20 protein-coding genes, 1 tRNA gene and 3 pseudogenes are annotated in these 22200 nt (G+C 66.2%); 8 read left to right on the forward strand and 16 right to left on the reverse strand.

Going from position 1 to position 22200, the window contains the following annotated elements; translation table 11 throughout:
* Positions 1-94 precede the first annotated feature (94 nt).
* Positions 95-1128: pseudogene (locus HNP02_RS41825) on the reverse strand (IS3 family transposase); the annotation flags it as partial.
* A gap of 50 nt (positions 1129-1178) precedes the next feature.
* Positions 1179-1889: pseudogene (locus HNP02_RS41830) on the reverse strand (IS21 family transposase); the annotation flags it as partial.
* 973 nt (positions 1890-2862) lie between these two features.
* Here HNP02_RS41830 and HNP02_RS41835 point away from each other — a divergent pair.
* From HNP02_RS41835 to frdD, 5 genes are read left to right on the forward strand one after another with little or no spacing between them, the layout of a single operon-like run.
* Positions 2863-3105 (forward strand): hypothetical protein, encoded by a 243-nt coding sequence (locus HNP02_RS41835; RefSeq protein WP_184446703.1) that lies wholly within the window; start codon positions 2863-2865, stop codon positions 3103-3105.
* A gap of 9 nt (positions 3106-3114) precedes the next feature.
* Positions 3115-4854, forward strand: a complete 1740-nt coding sequence (gene frdA, locus HNP02_RS41840) for a fumarate reductase (quinol) flavoprotein subunit (protein WP_184446704.1) — start codon at positions 3115-3117, stop codon at positions 4852-4854.
* 2 nt (positions 4855-4856) lie between these two features.
* A complete protein-coding gene (locus HNP02_RS41845; protein WP_184446705.1) occupies positions 4857-5600 on the forward strand; it encodes a succinate dehydrogenase/fumarate reductase iron-sulfur subunit in 744 nt (247 codons plus the stop codon).
* Positions 5601-5608: 8 nt separating this feature from the next.
* A complete protein-coding gene (locus HNP02_RS43515; RefSeq protein WP_184446727.1) occupies positions 5609-5989 on the forward strand; it encodes a fumarate reductase subunit C in 381 nt (126 codons plus the stop codon).
* Positions 5986-6351 (forward strand): fumarate reductase subunit FrdD, encoded by a 366-nt coding sequence (gene frdD, locus HNP02_RS41855; RefSeq protein WP_184446706.1) that lies wholly within the window; start codon positions 5986-5988, stop codon positions 6349-6351. Before HNP02_RS43515 ends, frdD begins: the two co-directional genes overlap by 4 nt.
* 289 nt (positions 6352-6640) lie before the next feature.
* Here the strand turns inward: frdD and HNP02_RS41860 are convergent.
* The 8 genes from HNP02_RS41860 to HNP02_RS41895 form a co-directional block, all read right to left on the reverse strand.
* Positions 6641-6717: transfer RNA gene (locus HNP02_RS41860), tRNA-Pro, on the reverse strand.
* Between the two features lie 95 nt (positions 6718-6812).
* The gene (locus HNP02_RS41865) at positions 6813-7580 is read right to left on the reverse strand and encodes a sulfite exporter TauE/SafE family protein (protein WP_184446728.1); all 768 of its coding nucleotides are present in this window, start codon (positions 7578-7580) and stop codon (positions 6813-6815) included.
* Between the two features lie 83 nt (positions 7581-7663).
* Positions 7664-9100, reverse strand: coding sequence for a ribosome biogenesis GTPase Der (der, locus tag HNP02_RS41870; protein WP_184446707.1), 1437 nt, complete (start codon positions 9098-9100; stop codon positions 7664-7666).
* Positions 9097-9783, reverse strand: coding sequence for a (d)CMP kinase (gene cmk / locus HNP02_RS41875; RefSeq protein ID WP_184446708.1), 687 nt, complete (start codon positions 9781-9783; stop codon positions 9097-9099). Before cmk ends, der begins: the two co-directional genes overlap by 4 nt.
* Complete coding sequence (locus tag HNP02_RS41880; protein ID WP_184446709.1) at positions 9780-10526, reverse strand: pseudouridine synthase; 747 nt, start codon at positions 10524-10526, stop codon at positions 9780-9782. Before HNP02_RS41880 ends, cmk begins: the two co-directional genes overlap by 4 nt.
* Before the next feature lies 1 nt (position 10527).
* Complete coding sequence (scpB, locus tag HNP02_RS41885) at positions 10528-11241, reverse strand: SMC-Scp complex subunit ScpB (RefSeq protein ID WP_184446710.1); 714 nt, start codon at positions 11239-11241, stop codon at positions 10528-10530.
* On the reverse strand, positions 11238-12080 hold the full coding sequence (locus HNP02_RS41890) for a segregation/condensation protein A (RefSeq protein ID WP_184446711.1): 843 nt from the start codon (positions 12078-12080) through the stop codon (positions 11238-11240). The genes scpB and HNP02_RS41890 overlap by 4 nt, the downstream gene beginning before the upstream one ends.
* Positions 12077-12934: a ParA family protein gene (locus HNP02_RS41895; RefSeq protein WP_184446712.1), complete on the reverse strand. Its 858-nt coding sequence runs from the start codon at positions 12932-12934 to the stop codon at positions 12077-12079. Before HNP02_RS41895 ends, HNP02_RS41890 begins: the two co-directional genes overlap by 4 nt.
* A 138-nt stretch (positions 12935-13072) precedes the next feature.
* Between HNP02_RS41895 and HNP02_RS41900 the strand changes: the two genes are divergently transcribed.
* A complete protein-coding gene (locus HNP02_RS41900; protein ID WP_184446713.1) occupies positions 13073-13825 on the forward strand; it encodes an O-methyltransferase in 753 nt (250 codons plus the stop codon).
* On the opposite strand, the gene HNP02_RS41905 is transcribed toward HNP02_RS41900, so the two are convergent.
* From HNP02_RS41905 to HNP02_RS41925, 5 genes are all read right to left on the reverse strand, one after another.
* Positions 13817-14941 (reverse strand): NAD(P)/FAD-dependent oxidoreductase, encoded by a 1125-nt coding sequence (locus HNP02_RS41905; RefSeq protein WP_184446714.1) that lies wholly within the window; start codon positions 14939-14941, stop codon positions 13817-13819. The genes HNP02_RS41900 and HNP02_RS41905 overlap by 9 nt on opposite strands.
* Before the next feature lie 9 nt (positions 14942-14950).
* Positions 14951-15901: a site-specific tyrosine recombinase XerD gene (gene xerD, locus HNP02_RS41910; protein ID WP_184446715.1), complete on the reverse strand. Its 951-nt coding sequence runs from the start codon at positions 15899-15901 to the stop codon at positions 14951-14953.
* Positions 15898-16518: an NUDIX hydrolase gene (locus HNP02_RS41915; protein ID WP_184446716.1), complete on the reverse strand. Its 621-nt coding sequence runs from the start codon at positions 16516-16518 to the stop codon at positions 15898-15900. The genes xerD and HNP02_RS41915 overlap by 4 nt, the downstream gene beginning before the upstream one ends.
* A complete protein-coding gene (locus tag HNP02_RS41920; RefSeq protein ID WP_184446717.1) occupies positions 16511-18271 on the reverse strand; it encodes a CTP synthase in 1761 nt (586 codons plus the stop codon). Before HNP02_RS41920 ends, HNP02_RS41915 begins: the two co-directional genes overlap by 8 nt.
* 333 nt (positions 18272-18604) lie before the next feature.
* Positions 18605-19285 (reverse strand): TetR family transcriptional regulator, encoded by a 681-nt coding sequence (locus tag HNP02_RS41925; protein WP_184446718.1) that lies wholly within the window; start codon positions 19283-19285, stop codon positions 18605-18607.
* A gap of 147 nt (positions 19286-19432) precedes the next feature.
* On the opposite strand from HNP02_RS41925, the gene HNP02_RS41930 reads away from it, so the two are divergent.
* Positions 19433-20983 (forward strand): aldehyde dehydrogenase family protein, encoded by a 1551-nt coding sequence (locus tag HNP02_RS41930; protein ID WP_184446719.1) that lies wholly within the window; start codon positions 19433-19435, stop codon positions 20981-20983.
* Positions 20984-20998: 15 nt separating this feature from the next.
* A pseudogene (locus tag HNP02_RS43520) lies at positions 20999-21251 on the forward strand (alcohol dehydrogenase); the annotation flags it as partial.
* 4 nt (positions 21252-21255) lie between these two features.
* Here the strand turns inward: HNP02_RS43520 and HNP02_RS41935 are convergent.
* The gene (locus tag HNP02_RS41935; RefSeq protein WP_184446720.1) at positions 21256-22197 is read right to left on the reverse strand and encodes a copper transporter; all 942 of its coding nucleotides are present in this window, start codon (positions 22195-22197) and stop codon (positions 21256-21258) included.
* Positions 22198-22200: the final 3 nt, after the last annotated feature.

The raw sequence follows: 22200 nt of genomic DNA on the forward strand, positions 1-22200 counted from the left end.
GTGCAACCCCGCCGCCCACCGCGCGTCAAGCATTTCCGTTGTCGGCGTGTCATTTACGCGCATCAATCATCACCGATTAGCCGGTTAACAGGCAATCACCGACGCTTCCGATCGATGGTCGCAGCCCCGACATAGACAGCGTTTCGCCGAAATGTATTGCAGTGTATTGCGATCCAGCGTCGGAGTGGTGGATGGCACCGTCGATCCGGTGGCCTTGGCGGGCACGCAGCGCAGCGGCTTGGCGGATCGCGGACTCCACGAAACGGGTCAGCTTGGCGCTGGCGGCTTCCCATCCGATGATCGCGCCGGCATAGGCGTCGATGACGAAGGCGACATAGACGAATGTGCCGGTGACGAGTTTGACGTAGGTGAAGTCGGCGACGACCAACGCATTGGGTGTGGGCACCCGAAACTGGCGGTCCACCAGGTCTGGTGCTCGCTCGGCTGCGGGGTCGCTGATCGTGGTGCGCACCGACTTCTGTCGACGCACGCCCTGCCAGCCGTTACGCCGCATCAGTCGCTCCACGGTGGACTTGGCCACCGGGAAGCCCTGACGCTGCAGGTGAGCCCACATCTTCACCGACCCGTACAGCGATTGGGGCTGGCGACGGCCGTGTTTGTCGGGTTCCTAGAAGCCGGCCAGGACCTCGGTGATGGCGGCGTCCCACAAGGCCCGCTTCGAGGGCGCCCGCTCCGCCCAGGCGTAGAAGGTGCGCGGGGCGATCTGGATACCGTGCTCGGTGAGCACGCGGCAGATCGGAGCGACCCCGAAGCGGTCCCTGTTCTCGGAGATGAACGCGCAGACCGAACTGGTCAGTGGCGGTTGTGCGGGTCGCTCTCCCGCACGAAGAAAGATGTTGCCGCCTTGAGGATTTCGATAGTTTGTTCCAGTTCGGCGTTGCGACGCTTGAGCGCCTTGATCTCCGCGGCGGCCTCGCTGGTGACCCCGTCACGCTGCCCGTCGTCGACCTGCTGTTTGCGGATCCAGTTCCGCAGCGTCTCGGCGTTCATACCCAGCCGTTTGGACACCGCGGTGATCGCGGCCCACTCGCTGGGATAGTCGTCGCGATGGTCCAACACCAACCGGACGGCCTTCGCCCTCGTCTCCGGGTCGTACTTGCTCGCCATGAAATGCACCTTCCCAAGAAAGGAGGTGCGCATCAAACCCGGGACGGTTCAAGTTCACCGTAGGCCAGGTTGATCCGGGGGTCGTACAAATCGGGGCGCGTCACCCCGGTCTTGAGGTTGTCGCACACCAGCCGTGCCGGGACGCCGCCGAAGAACTCGAACGCCGCCACGTGCGAAGCGTTCCAGGACGTTTGGTCCATCCGCAGCACCGGCTGCACGAACAGCGCCCGTGAGCACGACAGGATCATCGCGAACACCCACACCGCGACGCGGCGCCCCGAGGCCGGGTCCCGCCACATGCCGAGGCGGCCGTAGTCGATCTGGGCTTCGCTGCCCGGTTCGACCGCACCACGCGGTACCGTGACCTTGCCTTCGAGCCGCTCGTCGGCGAAAGTGGTTGCAATGTAACGACGTACCGTGGACTCCGACACATCGACACCGTGGTCGTCACGCAGCCGCTGCGCGATCGTGGCCACCGTCACCGGCACCTTCAGCTGGCGAGCGATCCACTGGTGATGGGCTGCGATCAGCGGCCAGCTCAGCGCCCGCGCCGCCGGGTCGACGAGCTCGGGAAACCAGCGTCGGATCCGTGCCCGCCACAACTCCTCGTCGAACTCGTCCGGACACGGTTGCAGACCCTCGGCCAGCGCCGGGGCCAGATACTTGCGGATCGTCTTGCGGTCGATGCTCAGTGCCTCATCGATCTGCACCTGCGATCGGCCGGCGTTCCAATGCCGGAACATCTCCACGAAGTCAGTCATGTTCCACGATCTCCTCGCCACCTCAGGCCCCTTCCAGGACCCTCTGGCGGGGCAGCTGAACGGAGCGAACCTGAGCAGCACCCCAACCCCTGCCGGACACGCCCCAGGGGTGGGGAATTACGTGACGGCGGGTGGGGAATTACGTGACGGACAACCCCTCAAACCTGGGGAATTACGTGACCGCTGACAAAAGTGAGCATGCCGTTCCGGAGCAGGATGCTCAAGCTCTACCGGAGCTGACACGAGTGGCACTCCGACGAATTTCATCGCCTTCGCCAACGCGCCGGGCCGCGTCGCATCCACCTCAGAGGGTCTCCGCAAACCAGCGTCAGCCTCAAGCTGGCCGGCGGTTTGCCCGTGCATGCCGTTGCAGCGTGGCACGGTCACGATCCGCGGTATCGCTGTCGATCTACTCCGACGCTCAGCGCGAGGATCTGCGCGCCGCTGGTGCCGCGCTTCTCGCTGACGGTTGGCCCACTGGTAGTCGCTTGGGACACTGGCTCCAATCCATCGAAACCCAGAGAAACAAAAACCGCTTCGACGCTGGTCAGAGCGGGTTTCGAACGTCGGGCTGACAGGAACCGCGGGCGCGACCGCCTCGTGCCTCGGCGACCGCTTCGGCTCCCAGCATCTCGTCCCCCGACCATGAAAAAACTCGCTCGGCTTCGCCGGCGAGTTTCTTTCATTTGTCGGGCTGACAGGATTTGAACCTGCGACCACTTGACCCCCAGTCGGCCTGGAGTCGTTCCCACGCGTTCTAGCGTGACGCGATCATGACGCTGAGCTGCAGGAATAGTCCGAGGTTGTCTCCTCGAGCCCCGACATGTTTCGCACGGGTTGTGACAACGCCGTGACTCCCGCGAAGCGGTGCACCCGCGACAACTCGATGATCACAATCGCCCGGACGCAGTCTTCTGCAGGCATATCCTGAAGTGATCTAGATCACTCTCCTGTCACCGGAGGAGGTTGGCCGATGGTCGCGACCACGACGCACTTCATGAAGCAAAAGGCGCCCTGCGGGCGAACGGCAGATGGCGATCACCATGTCGAAGGCGATGACGACGGCTTCAAATACGACGACTTCAAATACGCCTGCGGCTGTCGCGAGGTCAGGCATGTGTACCACGACGGAACTACTCGCTTTCGGACGATACGACACGACGGCAAAGTGCTGAAGGACGAGCGCTGTGGCGAACACGAGACGTTCGAGGCGTGAGGGACGGCGATGACGGCGTCGCACAACATCGTGGTGATTGGCGGCGGCGGCGCTGGGCTGCGCGCCGCCATCGCGATCGCTGAGGCGAATCCGCAACTGAGCGTGGCGATCGTCTCGAAGGTGTACCCGATGCGCAGCCACACCGTCTCGGCGGAGGGCGGCGCCGCGGCTGTTGCGGGTGAGGATGACAGTCTCGACGAGCACGCATACGACACCGTTTCTGGCAGCGACTGGCTGTGCGACCAAGACGCGGTCGAGGCGTTCGTGGCCGAGGCGCCGCGGGAGTTGTTGCAACTAGAGCATTGGGGCTGCCCGTGGAGCCGCAAACCGGACGGGCACATTGCCGTTCGCCCATTCGGCGGGATGAAGAAGCTGCGCACGTGGTTTGCCGCCGACAAGACCGGATTCCACATGCTGCACACGCTGTTTCAGCGGGTGCTCGCCTATCCGGACATCGTGCGTTACGACGAGTGGTTCGCGACCACCTTGCTTGTCGACGACGGCAGGGTCCGCGGTGTCGTCGCGATCGAGCTGGCGACAGGGCGCATCGAGACGATCCTCGCCGACGCAGCGATCATCTGTACAGGCGGATGTGGGCGCGTGTTTCCGTTCACCACCAACGCGAACATCAAGACCGGCGACGGAATGGCGCTCGCGTTCAGGGCGGGTGCGCCGCTGAAGGACATGGAGTTCGTCCAGTACCACCCCACCGGACTGCCGTTCACCGGAATCCTCATCACCGAGGCGGCACGTGCGGAGGGTGGCTGGTTGCTCAACAAAGACGGCTACCGCTACCTGCAGGACTACGACCTCGGCAAGCCCACGCCCGAGCCGACGCTGCGCAGTATGGAGCTCGGGCCCCGGGACCGGCTGTCTCAGGCGTTCGTGCACGAGCAGGAGAAGGGCCGCACGGTCGAAACGCCGTACGGTCACGTCGTCTACCTCGACCTGCGGCACCTTGGCGCCGACCTCATCGACAGCAAGCTGCCGTTCGTGCGCGAGCTGTGCCGCGACTACCAGCACATCGACCCGGTGACCGAACTCGTTCCCGTGCGACCCGTCGTGCACTACATGATGGGTGGCGTACACACCGATATCCATGGCGCCACAACGCTTCCCGGCCTATACGCGGCAGGCGAAACAGCGTGCGTCAGCATCAACGGCGCCAACCGGTTGGGGTCGAACTCACTGCCGGAGCTGCTGGTGTTCGGAGCCCGGGCGGGGCACGCCGCAGCGGAGTACGCGGCGACGGCCGCTACCGCCTCGTCCGCGGTGCAGGCACAGGCACGCACCGAGGAGCAACGGCTGGAACGGGAGCTCGGGCGCCACGGCGACGGGGCCGAGCGCATCGCTGACATCCGGACGGAGATGCAGGCCACGTTGGAGGCAGCCGCCGGAATCTATCGCGACGGGCCCACGTTGACCAAGGCTGTCGAACAGATCCGGGAGCTGCAGGAACGATTCGCGAAGGCCGGCATCGACGACCACAGCCACACGTTCAATACGGAGCTCACGGCGCTACTCGAGTTGTCGGGAATGCTCGACGTCGCGCAGACGATCATCGAATCCGCCCTGCGCCGACAAGAATCCCGCGGCGCGCACCAGCGAACCGACTTCCCCAAACGCGACGACGACCATTACTTGGCGCACACATTGATTCACCGAGAATCCGACGGCACAGCGCGGGTCGACTATCTGCCGGTCACGATCACGCGCTGGCCTCCGGGCGAACGCGTCTATGGGAGGTAACGATGGCGGACCGAATCGTCATGGAAGTCACGAGGTATCGGCCGGAGATCGAATCCGAGCCGGTCTTGCAGGCCTACGAAGTTCCCCTGACCCGGGAATCGGCGATCCTCGACGGCCTGAACTACATCAAGGATCAACTCGACGGAACGCTGACCTTCCGATGGTCGTGCCGGATGGGCATATGCGGCAGCTGCGGTATGACGATCGACGGCGACCCGAAATTGGCGTGCGCGACTTTCCTAGCCGACTACCTGCCCGGGCCGATACGCGTGGAGCCGATGCGAAACTTCCCGGTGATCCGCGATCTGGTCGTCGACATCAGCGACTTCATGACCAAATTGCCGACTGTCAAGCCCTGGATCATCCGCGAAGATGAGAAATCGGTCGAGGATGGCGAATACTTGCAGACCCCCGCCGAACTCGACGAATACAAGAAGTTCAGCATGTGCATCAACTGCATGCTGTGCTACTCGGCATGCCCCGTGTACGCGCTGGACCCGGACTTCCTCGGTCCAGCGGCGATCGCGCTGGGTCAGCGTTACAACCTGGACTCACGCGACGAAGGTGCGGCGGATCGGCGGGACGTACTCGCCGCGGCCGACGGCGCGTGGGCGTGCACGTTCGTGGGCGAATGCTCGACGGCGTGTCCGAAGGGAGTCGACCCGGCAGGCGCGATACAGCGCTACAAGCTCACCGCGGCAACGCATTCGGTGAAGGAGTTGCTGTTCCCCAGGGGTGCGCGGTGACGGCGCCGATTCGGGCTTACCGTCAGCCCGTCGACCGATATTGGTGGGCAAAGCGGCGGTCCTACCTGCTGTTCGCGCTTCGCGAAATCAGTTGCGTCTTCGTGGCCTGGTTTGTCGTGTACCTGGTGCTGCTGGTGCATGCGATCAGCGCAGGAAGGGACTCATACGCGCGATTCCTGGACTGGAGTGCCAATCCACTCGTGGTAGCAGTCAACGTCGTCGCATTCATCTTCCTTCTGCTGCATGCTGTGACCTGGCTCAACTTGGCGCCGCGTGCGATTGTGCCCCACGTTCGGGGACGCCGCGTTCCTGCTCGCGCGGTGCTTGCAGGGCACTACGCGGCATGGCTCGTCGTAACGGCGGTCGTCGCGTGGGTGGTCATGTCATGAGCGCATCCGCGCCCCATCGAAGGTCAGCCGAGCCGTTCCTGTGGCTGTTGTTCAGCGCCGGCGGCATGGCGGCCGCGCTCGTTCTGCCCGTCCTCCTGTTCCTGTTCGGAGTGGCGTTTCCGCTCGGGTTGCTCGACGCACCGGACCATGCGCATCTACTGGCAGTCGTACGGAATCCGCTGACCAAACTCGTGCTGCTCGGCGTGTGTGTCCTCGCCCTGTTCCACTTTGCGCACCGCATCCGGTTCACGCTCGAGCATGGGCTGCAACTACGCCGGTTCGACCATGCGATCGCTCTGTGTTGTTACGGCACAGCAGCATTGGGGTCCGTGGCGGCGGGTTGGGTATTGCTCACCGCGTGAGGTTTGATCATCACCAGTCCACCGCGAGCGCCTCTATCAGTCGTCGTCCCACGCGGCGAGGGCGGCCATGGTCGGTCCAAATACGCTGCGGGCAGCATCCTCAATGCTTTGTGACAATCCGTGCCAAGACCTGGATCAGTCGAACAACTGGATGATTCGCCAAGGCAACCGAGCAGTTCAGACGGTAGTCGCAAGTCAAGCGGCCCATTTAGAACCTGCGCCCACTTGAGTCGCCGTCGTAAACAGGTTCTGGCGCACCCCGCGCTATGGGTCTGACCTGCAAGAACTCTGGTCGGGCTGACAGGATTTGAACCTGCGACCACTTGACCCCCAGTCAAGTGCGCTACCAAGCTGCGCCACAGCCCGCGGCGCTGGCCGGCATCGCCGGCAGCGGAGGTGAGCCTACCGTAGCCCCGGCCCGCGATCCCAATCCCCAGCCCCGCACGCCCGGCCAAACTGCGTCACACCGTCAGCAGCCGGTACAGCCCGATGAGGCCGACGATCACGATCGCCACCCGCAGCACCTTCGGCGACAGCCGACGGCCGTAATGGGAGCCCAGGAATCCCCCGATCAGCGAGCCCACCGCGATGAGTCCCGCCACGACCCAATTGATGCGGTCGAAGGCGACCACGGTGTAGGCCGCCGCCGCCACGACGTTGACGACGAGCGACAGGAGGTTCTTCGCCGCGTTCATCCGGTGCATCGACTCCGGCAGCAGCGCCCCCATCACCCCGACGAGCAAGATGCCTTGCGCCGCGGTGAAATACCCCCCGTACGCGCCAACGGCGAACGTCGCGAGCACCAGGGCGGCCATCCGGCCCTTCGACACGTGATCGGTCGACCGGCCGTCCTCCTCGGCACGCCGACGCGCCCAGGCCTGGATCCACGGACCGAACACCACCAGCAGCAGCGCGCCGATCAGCAGGACGGGAACGACCTGAGTGAACACGTGCTCCGGCAAGTGCAGCAGCAGCCACGCGCCCACGCACGCGCCGAGCAGCGACGCCGGGATCTGCCAGCGCAGCCGGTCGCCTTGGCCTTCTAGTTCACGCCGGTACCCCCACGTCCCGGAGACACCACCGGCGACCAGGCCGACGGCGTTCGACATGGTTGCGGTGATCGGCGGATAGCCCAGCGCCACGAGGGTGGGAAAGGTGATCAGCGTGCCCGAGCCGACGATGGCATTGATGCCTCCGGCTGCGACGCCGGCCAACGAGATCAGGATCATGTGGGCGACGGACACCCGACGACCCTACCGAGGCGACCCCTGTGCAATTACAGGCGCTCAAAGCCCTGAATTGCATACTGAATTCACTTGCGCGGCTTGACTCCGCGCTTCTCCCGTACCCGCACGTTGATGCGGATCGGGCTGCCCTCGAAGCCGAACGTCTCGCGAAGCTTGCGCTCGAGGAACCGCCGGTAACCAGCCTCCAGGAAGCCCGAGGTGAACAGCACGAACGTTGGTGGGCGCGCCGTCGCCTGGGTGGCGAACAAGATCTTGGGCTGCTTGCCACCGCGCACCGGCGGCGGTGTGGCGGCGACGATCTCCTTGAAGAAGGTGTTGAGCCGGCCCGTCGAAATGCGCGCATCCCACGATTCGAGAGCGCTCTCCAAGGCCGGCACCAGCCTCTGCACCGCCCGACCAGTCTTGGCCGAGATGTTCACCCGCTGCGCCCACTGCACCTGCGCCAGGTCCATGTCGATCTCGCGGTCGAGGAGATAGCGCCGGTCCTCGTCCATCAGATCCCACTTGTTGAACGCCAACACCAGCGCCCGGCCTGCCTCGATCACCATCGTCAGCACCCGCTGGTCCTGCTCGGTCAACGGTTGCGACGAGTCGATCAGGACGACGACCACCTCGGCGGCGTCGATCGCACCGCGCGTTCGGACCGACGCGTAGAACTCGTGGCCACTGGCCTGGCCGACCTTGCGGCGCAGACCCGCCGTGTCGACGAAACGCCAAGTCTTGCCGTCCAATTCGATCAGCGAGTCCACCGGGTCCACCGTGGTGCCCGCGACGTCGTGGACCACCGACCGCTCGTCGCCGGTCAACCGGTTCAGCAGCGAGCTCTTCCCGACGTTCGGCTTGCCGACCAGCGCCACCCGCCGCGGACCGCCGCCACTGGATGCAATCGCCGACGCCTCGGGCAGCACCTCCATGACCCTGTCGAGCAGGTCGGCCACGCCACGGCCGTGCATCGCGCTCACCGAGTGGGGCTCCCCCAGTCCGAGCGACCACAACGAGGCGGCCTCGGCCTCGACGCGTTCGGTGTCAACCTTGTTGGCCGCCAGGAACACTGGCTTTCCGGACTTCTGCAACCGCTTGGCCGCAGCCTCGTCGGCCGCGGTCGCCCCGACCACGGCGTCCACCACCAGGATGATGACGTCCGCCGTGCGCATCGCCACCGAGGCCTGCTCGGCCACCAGCAGCTGCAGACCCTTGGCGTCGGGTTCCCAGCCGCCGGTGTCTTGTACGAAGAACCGGCGACCGAGCCAGCTCGCCTCGTAGGAGACTCGGTCCCTGGTGACGCCAGGGATGTCCTGCACGACGGCCTCGCGGCGCCCCAGGATGCGGTTCACCAGCGTCGACTTTCCGACGTTCGGCCGCCCGACGACGGCGACCACGGGCGGCGGGGTGAACTCCTCTTCGAGGTCGGCCGACACGTCTTCGGGGCCGATATCCCATTCGGCCTCGTCGACCCAGGTGCCATCGGTATCAGGTGTGCCATCGGTACCAGGTGTGCTCATCGACTCGCTCCGGCGCGTTGCTCGACGAGATCCAAAAGATGCGCCACTACTTCGGATTCACTCATGTCACTGGAGTCGACGATCATCGCGTCGTCGGCTGCCCGCAGCGGCGACACCGCACGCGTCGAGTCCAAGTGATCGCGGCGGCGCACGTCGGCAAGCACGCCCTCGTAATCGTCGCCTAGGCCGTTCGCGACGTTCTGGTCGTTGCGGCGGCGCGCTCGCTCCTCGGCGGACGCGGTCAGGAAGATCTTGAAGTCGGCGTCGCGCAGCACGACCGTGCCGATGTCACGCCCCTCGACCACGACGCTGTCCGGCCCCGCGGCCAGCTCTCGCTGACGCTGCACGAGCAGGGTCCGCACGGCGGGCACCGCCGACACTGCGGACACTGCCTTGGTCACGGCGTCGCCGCGGATCTCGGCCGAAACATCTTCTCCCGCAAGGTAGGAGAGGTCTTCGTCGGGATCGAAGCCGACCGCCATGTCGACGCCGGCGGCGAACGCGCCGACCTTGGCACCGTCGTCGACGTCGATACCGGCACGCAGCACCGCCAGCGTCACGATCCGGTACATCGACCCCGTGTCGAGGTAGCGCGCGCCAAGTGCGCGAGCCAATCCCCGTGACACCGAAGACTTTCCCGTGCCAGCCGGTCCATCGACGGCGATCGTCACCGAGCGGCTCACATTCCCACCGCCTTGTACAGTTCGCCGATCTCCTTGGTGGTCAACACGCGGATGCTGCCGGGGCGCTGCTCCCCCAACGACACCGTGCCAATGTCGGTGCGCACCAGTTCCTTCACGGGGAAGCCGACGTGCGCGAATAGCCGCCGCACGATCCGCTTGCGTCCTTCGTGGAGCGTGACCTTCACCAACGACTTGCCGGGCACGGCGTCCATCACGGCGAAGTCGTCGACAGCAGCCGGCCCGTCGTCCAATTCGACACCGGCCTTCAACGTCTTGCCAAGCCCGCGTGGCACCGAACCGACGACCGTCGCCAGATAGGTCTTGGGCACCTCGTAGGACGGGTGCATCAGGCGATGCGCCAGCTCGCCGTCGTTGGTCAAGATCAACAGGCCCTCGGTGTCGGCGTCGAGGCGCCCGACGTGAAAGAGCTTCTTGTTGCCGCGAACTCGATACTCGACGAGGTCGCCTACGCACGGCCTGCCCTGCTCGTCGGACATCGTCGAGTGCATGCCGCGCTCTTTGTTGATCGCCAGGTAGACCATCGTGTCGTCGACGGTGATCCGCGCGCCGTCCACCCGGATCACCGACGTCTCGGGGTCGACGCGGGTACCCATCTCGGTCACGATGCGGCCGTCGATCTCGACGCGGCCGTCCTTGATCATCTTCTCCGCGACCCGCCGCGACGCAACTCCCGCCTGCGACAACACCTTCTGCAGTCGGATGCCTTCATCTGGTTCAGCCATGTCAGTCCCGATCCACGTCGAATGCCATCGGCTGCGCGGTGGTGGCCGACGCTCCGCCGAGCTTGATGAAACGCGGCTCGTCCCCGAGAGATTCGGTGATGTCGTCGATCACGTCGATGTCGGGCAGCAGCGGTGCGATGTCCGGAAGGTCCGCCAGTGACGACAGTCCGAGCCGCTCGAGGAACAGCTCCGTCGTCGCGAAAGTGACTGCGCCCGAGTCGGGGTCGGTGCCCGCCTCGGTAATCAGGCCGCGGGCCAGCAGAGTGCGCATCACCGCGTCGACGTTGACTCCTCGCACCGCGCTCACCCGCACACGGGACACCGGCTGCCGGTATGCGACCACCGCCAGAGTCTCGAGCGCCGCCCTGGTCAGCTTGGACCGGGTGCCGTCGAGCAGCAGCCGCTCCACGTAGGGGGCGAAGCGCGACCTGGTGTACATGCGCCAGCCACCGCCGGCGTCGCGCAGGTCGATGCCACTGTCGCGGGCGGTGAGCTCGTCGGCCATCGCCTGCAGCTTGGCCGCGATCCGGTAGGCGGGCTGATCGAGTGCCGCCGCCAGCGCATCCGCGGGCACCGGGGTGTCCACCACGAGGAGCAACGCCTCGAGTGCTGCGCCGAGTTCGGCGTCGTCCAGTTCCGGGACGGTCGCGACGTCGATGCCCAGATCGAGGTCCTCGACGTCCTCCTGCAAGTCTTCCCGCAAGTCTTCTGTCATGAGTCTGTCTCTTCCACCGCCGTTGCCAGGCGTTCGTTGTCGGGCCGGTTGCCGGTCCACGAAACCTGCAGCACTCCAAGCGGTTCTACTTGCTCGAATGCTACCGCGTGCGCTCGGAACAATTCGAGCAGCGCCAGGAAGCGCCCGACGATCTCGATCCCACCCGTGCAGTCGCCAATCAGGTCGGCGAACGTCAGCCACTGCCCAACGCCGCGCCGTTCGAGCATCGACAGCACGTGCTGGGCTTGTTCCGGCACGGACACCGCAGACGCGTGGAGGTGCTCGAGGCCCACCGTCGGCACCGGTCTTGGCGTGAACGCTGCCGCGGCGATCTCGGCGAACCGTTCGGCGTCCACCCCGAGCATCACCTCGGGCAGCAGTTCTTCGTACTGCTCTTCCAGTGCCACTGCCCTTGGGTAGCTGCGCAGTGCCGCCGCCTCCAGCTCGGCGAACATCACGGCGACGTGCTTGTAGGCCCGGTACTGAAGCAGCCGGGCGAACAGCAGGTCGCGCACTTCGAGCAGGGCGAGGTCCTCCTCGTCGTGCACGTCGCCCGCGGGCAGCAGGCGCGCGGCCTTGAGGTCGAGCAGCGTGGCGGCGATGACCAGGAACGCCGTCGTCTCGTCGAGTTCGAGCTGCTTGGCGGCTGCCTTGGTGTACGCGATGAAGTCGTCGGTGACCGTGTGCAACGCCACCTCGGTGACGTCGAGCCGGTGCGCGAAGATCAGCTGCAGCAGCAGATCGAACGGGCCTTCGAAGTTGGTCAGCCGGACCCGGAAACCCGACTCAGACGTCTCCTCCTGGGCGGCTCCGGCTTCCGGTGTGGTCTCGGTGCTCACGCGCCGATCCGGTCGATGACCTCACGCGCGAGCGACCGATACGCCTCGGCGCCACCGGATTTCGGCGCCCACGTGGTAATCGGCTCGCCAGCGACGCTGGTCTCGGGGAAACGGACCGTCCGCGCGATCACGGTGTCGAAGACCAGATCGCCGAACCGCTCAAGCACCCGGGCCATTACCTCGCGGGCGTTGACGGTGCGGGTGTCGAAGCGTGTGATGAGGATGCCGCTGATGTCCAGCTTGGGGTTGAGCCGCTCGCGCACCTTGGCGACGGTGTCGGTCAACAGTGCGAGGCCGCGCAGCGAGAAGTACTCGCATTCGGTGGGGATGATGACGCCGTCCGAGCAGGCCAGCCCGTTGACGGTGAGCAAGCCCAGGGAGGGCTGGCAGTCGATCAGCACGTAGTCGTAGCGGTCGAGCACCGGGTGCAGCGCCCGCGCCAGCGACTGCTCGCGACCCACCTCGTTGACCAGCTGGATCTCGGCGGCGGACAGATCGATGTTGCTGGGCACCAGGTCGAGACCCTTGACCCGGGTCTTGATCAGCACCTCGTCGATGGACACCTTCGGGTCGACCAGCAGGTTGTGCACCGTGTGGTCCAGCTCGTAGTGCGGCACGCCAAGGCCTGCCGACAGCGCGCCCTGCGGATCGAGGTCGATCAGCAACACGCGCCGGCCGTACTCGGCGAGGCTGGCGCCGAGGTTGATCGTGGACGTCGTCTTGCCGACGCCGCCCTTCTGGTTGCACATCGCGATGACCTTGGCCGGCCCGTGCACGCTCTTGGGCTTCGGTTCGGGAATCACCCGCGGCGGTCGTCCGGTGAGGCCGGCGACGTCTCCCGCATCGTCGCTCATGCCGGACCATCGCTGATCAGACAACCCACACCCATGGCGAACATCCGGTGAAGTCTAACGGTTGAGCAGGCCCGCAACGGCCAACCCGCGGGCAACGTGGCCGTCAGATCTGCCGGTGACGGGCCTAGGCTGCCAATCATGAGCCTGAAGCAGCGCCTCCCGTTCCTGCGCTGGTCGTTTCTCCGACTCGCGGTGGGTGCCCGCAACATCTCGACGACCGGTCAGATCGGCGACGGGCGCGAGGCCGCGGCCGTCGACTACGTCCTCGCCAACGCCAGCAAAGGCGACATCGACGGGGTCCTGGCGACGATCGACGAATTCGCCTACGAGCAGTCGTTTCTGATCAACGTCGGCGACGAGAAGGGCGCCCTGCTCGACGCCGCCGTTCGGCGCGCACACCCCACGCTGGCGCTGGAGCTGGGTACCTACGTCGGCTACGGCGCGCTACGCATCGCCAGAGCAGCGCCCGAAGCCAAGGTGTACTCCGTCGAACTGGCCGAAGCCAACGCCGCCAACGCGCGACGAATCTGGGAGCACGCTGGGGTCGGCGACCGCATCACCTGCGTGGTCGGCACCATCGGCGACGGTGGCAAGACCCTGGACGCGCTGGCCGCGGCGCCAGGCTTCGGTGCCGGGGCCCTCGACTTCATGTTCATCGACCACGAGAAGAGCGTCTACCTCACCGACCTGCAGAGCATCGTGGACCGCGGCTGGCTGCACACCGGCTCGATCGTCGTCGCCGACAACGTCAAGATGCCCGGCGCCCCGAAGTACCGCGCCTACATGCAGGAACAACAGGGCAAGGGATGGAACACCATCGAGCACAAGACCCACGGCGAGTACCAGACGCTGATCGCGGACCTGGTGCTCGAGTCGGAGTACCTAGGCTGACAACTCGTCGGTGATCTGTTTGGCCATGCGTTTGGACGTCTTGGCCACCGAACCGATGAGCGACGGGCGAGCCAGATACCCGAGGAACCGCAGACCGTCGGCGGCGGGCTCACCGCGTTTGGCCACCGGCATGCCGCGCTCGCCGAGAACACCCAGGTGCCCGACGAGATCTTCGAGGCCGGGCAGATAACCCGTCGCACAGATCACGACGTCGGGTCGGATCCGGCGCCCGTCCGCCAATGAAACGGTGTCGCCGTCAAAGGCCTCCACGTCGCCGACGATTTCGATGGATCCGTCCCGGATCGCATCGATGACGTCGATGTCGACGAGCGTCGGAGGCAACCCGATCCGAGCCAGTCGACTGAAAGGCCCCTCTTCGGGGATCGGCAACCCGAATTCGGTGAGATCCCCGAGGAGCCTTCGACGACCGAATCGAGCGATCGCGTCGGCGACGCGGGGCGGCGCGTGATACAGCGGCGTCGCGATCACGTCGCCGGGAAGCCCCGCCGGACCACCGCGCAATATGACGTTGGGCGGCGTGCGGACGGTCATCCAGACCTTGGCCGCGCCGCTCGTGGTCAGGTCGTGCGCGATCTCCATCCCGGACGAGCCGGATCCGATGACCATGACCTGCTTGCCCGCGTACGGCGTCGGGTTGCGGTACTCGGACGAGTGCGACAGGTCACCGGTGAAGCCGTCCCTGCCGGGCCAGTCGGGGATGTGCGGTGTGTGCATGTATCCGGTCGCGACCACGACGTGGCTTGCATCGATGTCCCCGGTCGACGTGCGCAGTCGCCACGCGCCGTCGTGACGGTCGATCCGCTGGACCGTGGTGTCGAGCCGCAGTTCGACCGCGCCCTCGCGCACATGGGTCTCCAGATGCTCGACGACCTGGTCTCGCGTCGGGAAGGTCGGCGTGCCCTTCGGGAAGGGCCGACCTGGGAGGTGCGAGAACTGCCGACCCGTGTTGAGCCGGAGCCGGTCGTAGCGATTGCGCCAGGAGGACCCGACGGCGTCGGCCCGATCGATGAGCAGCGCGGTGATACCGCGGTCGCGCAGGCTCAGCGCCACGGAGATACCCGCAGGGCCCGCACCGATGATCGCGACGTCATGCACAACGGAAACCTATCGTGCGCGCGGATGCGCTCCGGCCCATACCTCGCGCAGCGCGTTGACCGTGACCATCGTGTAGATCTGCGTCGTGGTCACCGACGCGTGGCCGAGCAGTTCCTGTACGACGCGGACGTCGGCGCCGCCCTCGAGCAGATGTGTCGCGAATGAGTGCCGCAGGGTGTGCGGTGACACGGCGGCCGAGATCTTGGCTCGTTCTGCGGCGTCCTGCAGTACCTGCCATGCGCTCTGCCGGGACAGCCGCCCACCTCTGACGTTGAGGAAGATCGCGGGCGTGGCCTTGCCGCGCCGGGCCAGGTCGGGTCGGCCGCGCACCAGGTAGACATCCAGGGCGCTGACGGCAGGCCTGCCGATCGGGACCAGGCGCTGCTTGCCGCCCTTGCCGCGCAGCAGCACGGACCGGCTGTGGGTGTCGACGTCGTCGACGTCAAGGCCGACGGCCTCCGAGATCCGCGCGCCGGTCGAATACAGCACCTCCAGCAGGGCCCGGTTGCGCAGGGTCAGCGGCCCATCGGTCTCACTGTCACCACCGGCACCGTCCAAGAGCGCGAGCACGTCGTCGACGGACAGGCTCTTGGGCAGCCGACGACTCGGTGTCGGCGGCTTCACCGCGCGCGCGACGTCGAGGTCGGTCAGCCCCTCGGCGGCCGCGAAGCGGTGCAGGCCCCGCACCGCGATCAGGGCGCGGGCCGCGGAGACGGCGGAGAGCGCGGCCGCGCCGGTGTCGGGGTCGCCCTTGCGCAGCGCGACCAGGAACTCGCTGACGTCGGGTTCGGTGACGTTGCGTAGGTCGTCGACGCCGCGTGTCACCAGGTGCTCGGCGTAGCGGCGCAGGTCGCGGCGATACGAGCTCAGTGTGTTGGCGGCAACGCCGCGCTCGATGGTCAGGTGGTCGAGATAGCCCTGCAGCTGATCGTCCAGCGTTCGGACGGCAGGAATGGTCATCGCGCGGCCTTGCGCGCCCGGAACTTCGACGATCGATCGACCCACGGCGCGTCGACCGTGCGCAGCGTCTCCGGGGCGCCCATCGCGTGGGCGGCCAGAATCCCTGCGACGGCAAGCGAATTCACGATTTCCCCGGCCAGCACCATCTGGACGGCGTCGTCGAGCGGCACCCGCTTCACCGTCAGGTCGGCTTCCTCGTCGTGCGCTTCCGGCCGCCCGACGTCGGTCAGCCCGGTGGCCAGGTACACCCGCACGCTCTCGTCGCTGAAGCCGGGCGCGGAGATCACGTCGACGAGCACCCGCCACTGCTCGGCGGCCAAGCCCGCTTCTTCTTCGAGTTCGCGCGCCGCGGTGTCATGCGGCGGTTCGTCGCCCATGTCCAACAGCCCGGCAGGCAGTTCCCACAGCCGGCGGCCGATCGGGTGGCGGTACTGGTGCACCAGCACGACGTTGCGCTCGTCGTCCAGCGCGACGACGGCGACGGCGCCGTAGTGCTCGACGACCTCGCGGCGGGCGGTGGTGCCGCCCGGCATCCGTACCTCGTCGGCGCGCAGCGCGAAGATCTTTCCGACGTAGAGGGTTTCGCTGTCGACTGTCTCGAAGTCGTGCTCACCCACGATGCACGGGCTCTTGCACGCGCTGCCCCGCATCCTCGAGGTGCTCGGCACCGTTGGCGCGCTGCTCGGAGATCTCCATGGGCAGTCGCTCGGCCGCCTTGTAGTCGAGTGCTGCCCCGATGAATCCGACGAACAGCGGATGCGGACGGGTCGGCCTGCTCTTGAGCTCGGGATGGGCCTGCGTGCCGACCAGGAACGGGTGAACATCGCGTGCGTACTCGACGAATTCGACGAGGTGCCCGTCCGGCGAGGTGCCGGTGAACTTCAACCCGCTCTCCGCGATGCGGTCTCGGTAGGCGTTGTTGACCTCGAATCGGTGCCGATGCCGCTCGGACACCTCGGTGGCCTGATACGCCTCGGCCACAATCGATCCCGCTTCGAGGACGGCCGGGTACGCGCCGAGGCGCATGGTGCCGCCGAGGTCGGCCTCACCGGCGACGGCCTCACGTTGGTCGGCCATCGTCGAGATCACCGGGTCGGGGGTCTTCGGGTCGAATTCCGCCGAGTTGGCTCCGGTGATGCCTGCCGATCGGGCCGCCTCGATGACGATGCACTGAAGGCCAAGGCACAGCCCAAGGACGGCGACGCCGTGCTTGCGGGCGTACGCGATGGCGCCGATCTTGCCCTCGATGCCGCGGATGCCGAACCCGCCGGGGATCAGCACGCCGTGAACGTCGTTGAGCACCGCGGCCGCGCCTGCCTCGGTCTCGCAGTCGTCGGACGCCACCCAGCGGATCTCCACCTTGGCCTGGTGCGCGAACCCACCGGCCCGCAGCGCCTCGGCCACCGAAAGGTAGGCATCGGACAGATCGATGTACTTGCCCACCAGCGCGATGCGCACGGTCTCCTGCGGCTCGTGCACCCGGCGCAGCAGGTTGTCCCACTCGGTCCAGTCGACGTCGCGGAACGGCAGGTTGAGCCGCCGCACCACGTAGGCGTCGAGTTCCTCGCGGTGCAGCACCTTGGGGATGTCGTAGATCGACGGCGCGTCGGGTGTCGAGATGACCCCGTCGATGTCGACGTCGCACATCAGCGCGATCTTGTTCTTCAGCGGTTCAGGCACGTCGCGGTCGCACCGCAGAATCAGCGCGTCGGGCGAGATGCCGATGCTGCGCAGCGCGGCGACGGAGTGCTGGGTGGGCTTGGTCTTCAGCTCGCCCGACGGGGCGAGGTACGGCACCAGGGAGACGTGCAGGAAGAAGACGTTGTCCCGGCCGACCTCGTGGCGCACCTGTCGGGCGGCCTCCAGGAACGGCAGGGACTCGATGTCGCCGACGGTGCCACCGATTTCGGTGATCACCACGTCGGGTCGGTTCCCGTCGGCGTCCGGCTGCGCCATCGCCAGGATCCGGCTCTTGATCTCGTCGGTGATGTGCGGGATCACCTGAACGGTGTCACCGAGGTACTCGCCGCGGCGCTCCTTGGCGATCACCGACGAATACACCTGCCCCGTGGTGACATTCGCCCACCCGGAGAGGTTGCGGTCGAGGAACCGCTCGTAGTGCCCGACGTCGAGGTCGGTCTCTGCACCGTCCTCTGTGACGAACACCTCACCGTGCTGGAACGGGTTCATCGTCCCGGGATCGACGTTGAGATAGGGATCGAGTTTCTGCATCGTCACCTGCAGACCGCGCGCCGTCAGCAGCTGCCCGAGACTGCTTGCGGTGAGGCCCTTGCCGAGCGACGACGCCACACCCCCGCTGACGAACAGATGCTTGGTCGCGGTCTGCGGATGCTTGCGTAACGATGGCAAGAGCAACCTCCGTGGCCTATGGGGCAGGGCTTACTTTTCCAAGCTATGGCCTGGCTTGGGGCCTGCCGACCCACGGAAACTCACCCTAACACCGACTCCGACAAGCCGTCGTTGGCGCGCCGATGGCGAACCTTCTCCGGACGAGCGGAGCATCAAGAGATCCGTCCGGACCGTAGGCCGGTAGCGCACCGTCGAAATCCGCGCCCGTCGGCGGCAACTGGCGGTCGAATCACCTTGTAGGTGAGCTCGTAAAGAGACCCTGCCCCTCCGACTCGGCGCCCCGGTCCTCCTGTCGTCGGGACGGTTCTCGTCCACTTCGAAGTGATGCGCCGGTTACGCGTCGACGGTCGATTTCAGTCCACGCAACACCAGGTCCACCATGAAAGCGAACTCCTCGTCTGAGCCGAATCGCACGTCCGGGGCCGTTCCCGCCGGGAGTCGGCCGACGGCTGTCAGCGTTTCGTCGATGCTCTGACGGTACTCGGTGGACTCGACGAGATCGTCGACGCGGAGTGCCGAGGCGAACGAGAACATGGACAGGCCGTAGAGCGCACGGACTGCTGATGTCGACTCGACTCCCCCAGCGATCATCGAGTCGATGTGGTGTCGCCAATGAGCGGCGATCTCCTCGGCGAGTTCCGTGCCGGCCAGCACCTGACCGCGGTAGAACAACAGGTCCGCCAAAGTCGGGTTCGCCTTCAGGCTCTCCCGGACCTGCCGGTAGTGCTCCCGAAGTTCAACGTCCCAGCTCTCCCCATCAAGGTCGACGTGCCCGTCGTATAACTCGACCGCAGCGCGGCGTGCCATCGCATCGAGCAATTCATCTCGGCTGCGAAAGTACGAATACAACGTCATCGCGCCGACGCCAAGTCGTTTCGCCAGCCTGGCCATCGTCAACCCGTCCAGACTCAGTTCGCGAGTCAGGTCGAGGGCGGCCTCGACAATCTGGATTTCGGTCAGCGAGCGCTTCATCCCTCGGCGCCGTCGTGTGGACTGTCCTGGCGAAGCATTCACCTATTCATCCTTACTCGAGCACTGAATAACGAGTCTGAAACAGGTTGCCCCTTTGATCCGTTAAATATACCGTATAGCATACGAAGATAAATCGGCGGATCGGCGGACCCGAGGCGGCCCACCGAAACTCGAGCGACGGGATTCACGATGAGCAAGACCGAAGTTCCCGCCGACTCAGACGTCGTCCAGGTACGCAACCCTGCCGATGGAAGCGTCGTCGGCGAGGTGCGGATCGCTTCGGTCCATGAGGTCGCCGAGCGGGTACGTCAGCTGCGGCTCGTCCAACCCGACTGGCGGGACATCGGCCCGGACGGACGCAAGGCATGGCTGTTGAAGTTCCAGGACTGGATGCTCGACAACGCCGAGCACATCGCCGACGTGGTGCAGTCCGAGACCGGCGCGACGCGCGCCGATGCCAGCATCGAGGTGCCTGCCACGGCCGACATGATCAAGTACTGGGCGGGCAACGCCGAGAAGTTCCTCGCCGACGATCACCCGAAACCGCACAACCCGCTTGCCGCTCGTAGCCAGCTCACCACGGTGTACCGACCCTATTCGGTCGTCGGAGTGATCTCGCCGTGGAACTTTCCGTTCACGATGCCAGCCATGGACGTGATTCCGGCGCTGGCGGCGGGCGCCGCAGTGATGATGAAGCCGTCGGAGATCACGCCGCTGAGCGCGGTCGAGTTCGCGCGAGGCTGGTCCGAGGTTGGTGCCCCGCCCGTGCTTGCGCTGGCGGCCGGCTACGGAGACACGGGTGCCGCCGTCATCGCGAACGTCGACTTCGTTCAGTTCACCGGTTCGGCCGCAACCGGCCGCAAGATCGCCAATCAGTGTGCGCAACAGCTGATTCCCTACAGCCTCGAACTCGGCGGCAATGACCCGGCACTGGTGCTTTCCGACGCCGATCTCGAGCGCGCCGCCAACGGCATCACGTGGGCCGGGCTGCTGCAGGCCGGTCAAGCGTGTTTCTCAGTGGAGCGGGTGTACGTCGAGACGTCGGTCTACGACGAATTCGTGGACAAGCTCACCAGCAACGTTGGCAAACTGAGGCAGGGCCAAGACGACCGGGGGTTCAAGTTCGACATCGGGGCAATGGCCACGTCTGCGCAGCGCGACGTCGTGGCGCGTCATGTCGACGACGCGGTCGCGAAGGGCGCCCGGGTGATGGTCGGCGGCAAGCCGACTGGGACTGGCACCTTCTTCGAACCGACCGTCCTCGCGCAAGTCGACCATTCGATGTCATGCATGACCGAGGAGACATTCGGCCCGACGTTGCCGGTGATGAAAGTCGCCGATGAGGCGGAAGCGATCCGGCTGGCCAACGACTCGGATTACGGGCTGTCGGCGACGGTTTGGACAAGGGACAAGAAGCGCGGCGAGAGGGTTGCACGACAGCTCGACGTCGGTGCGGTGAACATCAACGACGCCATCGCCAATGCCTTCAGCCTCGCGCTTCCACTGGGTGGCTGGAAGCAGTCGGGCGTGGGCACCCGCTTCGGCGGCGCCAGCGGAATGCTCAAGTACTGCCGGCAGCAGGCGATCACGACGCCGCGGTTTCCCACGCAGTCCAAGGAACTGCTGTGGTACCCGGTGTCACGTCGCCGGGTCAAGTTCGCGCTCGGGGTGATGCGCGGGGCCGCCGCGCGCGGCGTGCGCCGGTTCGGCATGACACCACGGTCGGGGCGGCAGCGATGAAGTGTTCACGCCGCGGTGCTGCGGGGAGTCGGAATGACTGGGAAATCTGCGAGATCGACCTCGACCCACCCCGCGACGGCGAGGTCCGGTCCCTATCGCCGTTTCCGGGGGCAGCCACACCGACGACCACTTCGCGACGGGCGACCCGGTGCTCACCCCGGAGATGGTCGAGTTGATGCGGGCCAGTGGTCTGCCGACGCCGGAGTGGTTCCCGCTGCTCGGTGGTCACGAGGATGCCGGCGTGGTTGAAGAGGTCGGGCCGAACGTGACCGCTACTGAGGCACCGTCACGATCGTCGCGCCCTGCCCGATGCCGTACTGACCCGGCCTGCCACCGGCGGCCAATTCCTGCAATGCGAGCACCGTGGTGATTCGGCCGGACTGGGCATCGATGTCGTCGACGGTGCTCACGGCGCCGGTCAGGGCCGGGTCGGATCGGGTCACGGCGACGGCGGCGGTGCCGGACGCGGAACCGTCGCGTCCCGCCACGACCGTGCCCGCTCCGTGGGGTGCCAAACCTGCGGCGAGACGGGCGACGGTGGCACCCTGATTGCCCGCGTCCGCCCCCAGTCCGCCGCCGGTGACGATCAATGCGGTGTCGGCGGGGCCGATCCGGCCGCGGCCGTAGGTGATGAAGCCGGTGTCGCGCAGCGCGGTCAGGACTGCGTCGCGCTGGGCGTCGTCGACGGCGGGCGTTCCGGGGTCCTTGGCCCGCAGCAGGGCGATGCCAAGGAGGTCGCCGGCCTGCGAACCCTGATCCACAGACTTGGTGTTCAACTGCCGCCCGGCGGGCACGATCGGCGAATTCACCACCGACAGCAACTTCTCCGCCGAGTTGGCGTCGACGAACTCCTGCGTCAGGGCGACGGTGCCAGAAACCGTGCCACCTGCCGCGCCGACGAAGCGGGTGAGCGCGTCGACGTCGTCGTCGGCGGCGTCAGGGGTACGGAACAGCACCACCGACTTACCGGTCAACGCGTCTCGCAGAATCCGTGGAGACATCTGCGCATCGAATTCACCAGCTGCGCTGAGCTTTTCGTTGAGACCGTTCTTGTCGTCGGTCAGCCCGTTGATCTGGTTCTGCATCTCGTGCTTGTCGTCGCGCAGGCCGGACAGCAGCGTGTTCGACAGCAGGCCGGAGCCCAACGCCACACCGATGGCCAATGCCAGGAACACGGCGGCCAGCGAAATGGCATGCGAGCGGAGGGAAATCACGGT

Origin of the sequence: Mycobacterium sp. AZCC_0083, from assembly GCF_014202335.1 — a bacterium.
In the GTDB taxonomy this organism is placed as follows: domain Bacteria; phylum Actinomycetota; class Actinomycetes; order Mycobacteriales; family Mycobacteriaceae; genus Mycobacterium.

Bases quoted from the DNA above. Each gene is read 5' to 3' on its own strand.
- xerD (WP_184446715.1), bottom strand. From the start codon at position 15,901: ATGACCATTCCTGCCGTCCGAACGCTGGACGATCAGCTGCAGGGCTAT.
- scpB (WP_184446710.1), bottom strand. From the start codon at position 11,241: ATGACAGAAGACTTGCGGGAAGACTTGCAGGAGGACGTCGAGGACCTC.
- frdD (WP_184446706.1), top strand. From the start codon at position 5,986: ATGAGCGCATCCGCGCCCCATCGAAGGTCAGCCGAGCCGTTCCTGTGG.
- HNP02_RS41865 (WP_184446728.1), bottom strand. From the start codon at position 7,580: ATGATCCTGATCTCGTTGGCCGGCGTCGCAGCCGGAGGCATCAATGCC.
- der (WP_184446707.1), bottom strand. From the start codon at position 9,100: ATGAGCACACCTGGTACCGATGGCACACCTGATACCGATGGCACCTGG.
- HNP02_RS41930 (WP_184446719.1), top strand. From the start codon at position 19,433: ATGAGCAAGACCGAAGTTCCCGCCGACTCAGACGTCGTCCAGGTACGC.
- HNP02_RS41845 (WP_184446705.1), top strand. From the start codon at position 4,857: ATGGCGGACCGAATCGTCATGGAAGTCACGAGGTATCGGCCGGAGATC.
- HNP02_RS41900 (WP_184446713.1), top strand. From the start codon at position 13,073: ATGAGCCTGAAGCAGCGCCTCCCGTTCCTGCGCTGGTCGTTTCTCCGA.
- frdA (WP_184446704.1), top strand. From the start codon at position 3,115: ATGACGGCGTCGCACAACATCGTGGTGATTGGCGGCGGCGGCGCTGGG.
- HNP02_RS41835 (WP_184446703.1), top strand. From the start codon at position 2,863: ATGGTCGCGACCACGACGCACTTCATGAAGCAAAAGGCGCCCTGCGGG.
- HNP02_RS41880 (WP_184446709.1), bottom strand. From the start codon at position 10,526: ATGGCTGAACCAGATGAAGGCATCCGACTGCAGAAGGTGTTGTCGCAG.
- HNP02_RS41895 (WP_184446712.1), bottom strand. From the start codon at position 12,934: ATGAGCGACGATGCGGGAGACGTCGCCGGCCTCACCGGACGACCGCCG.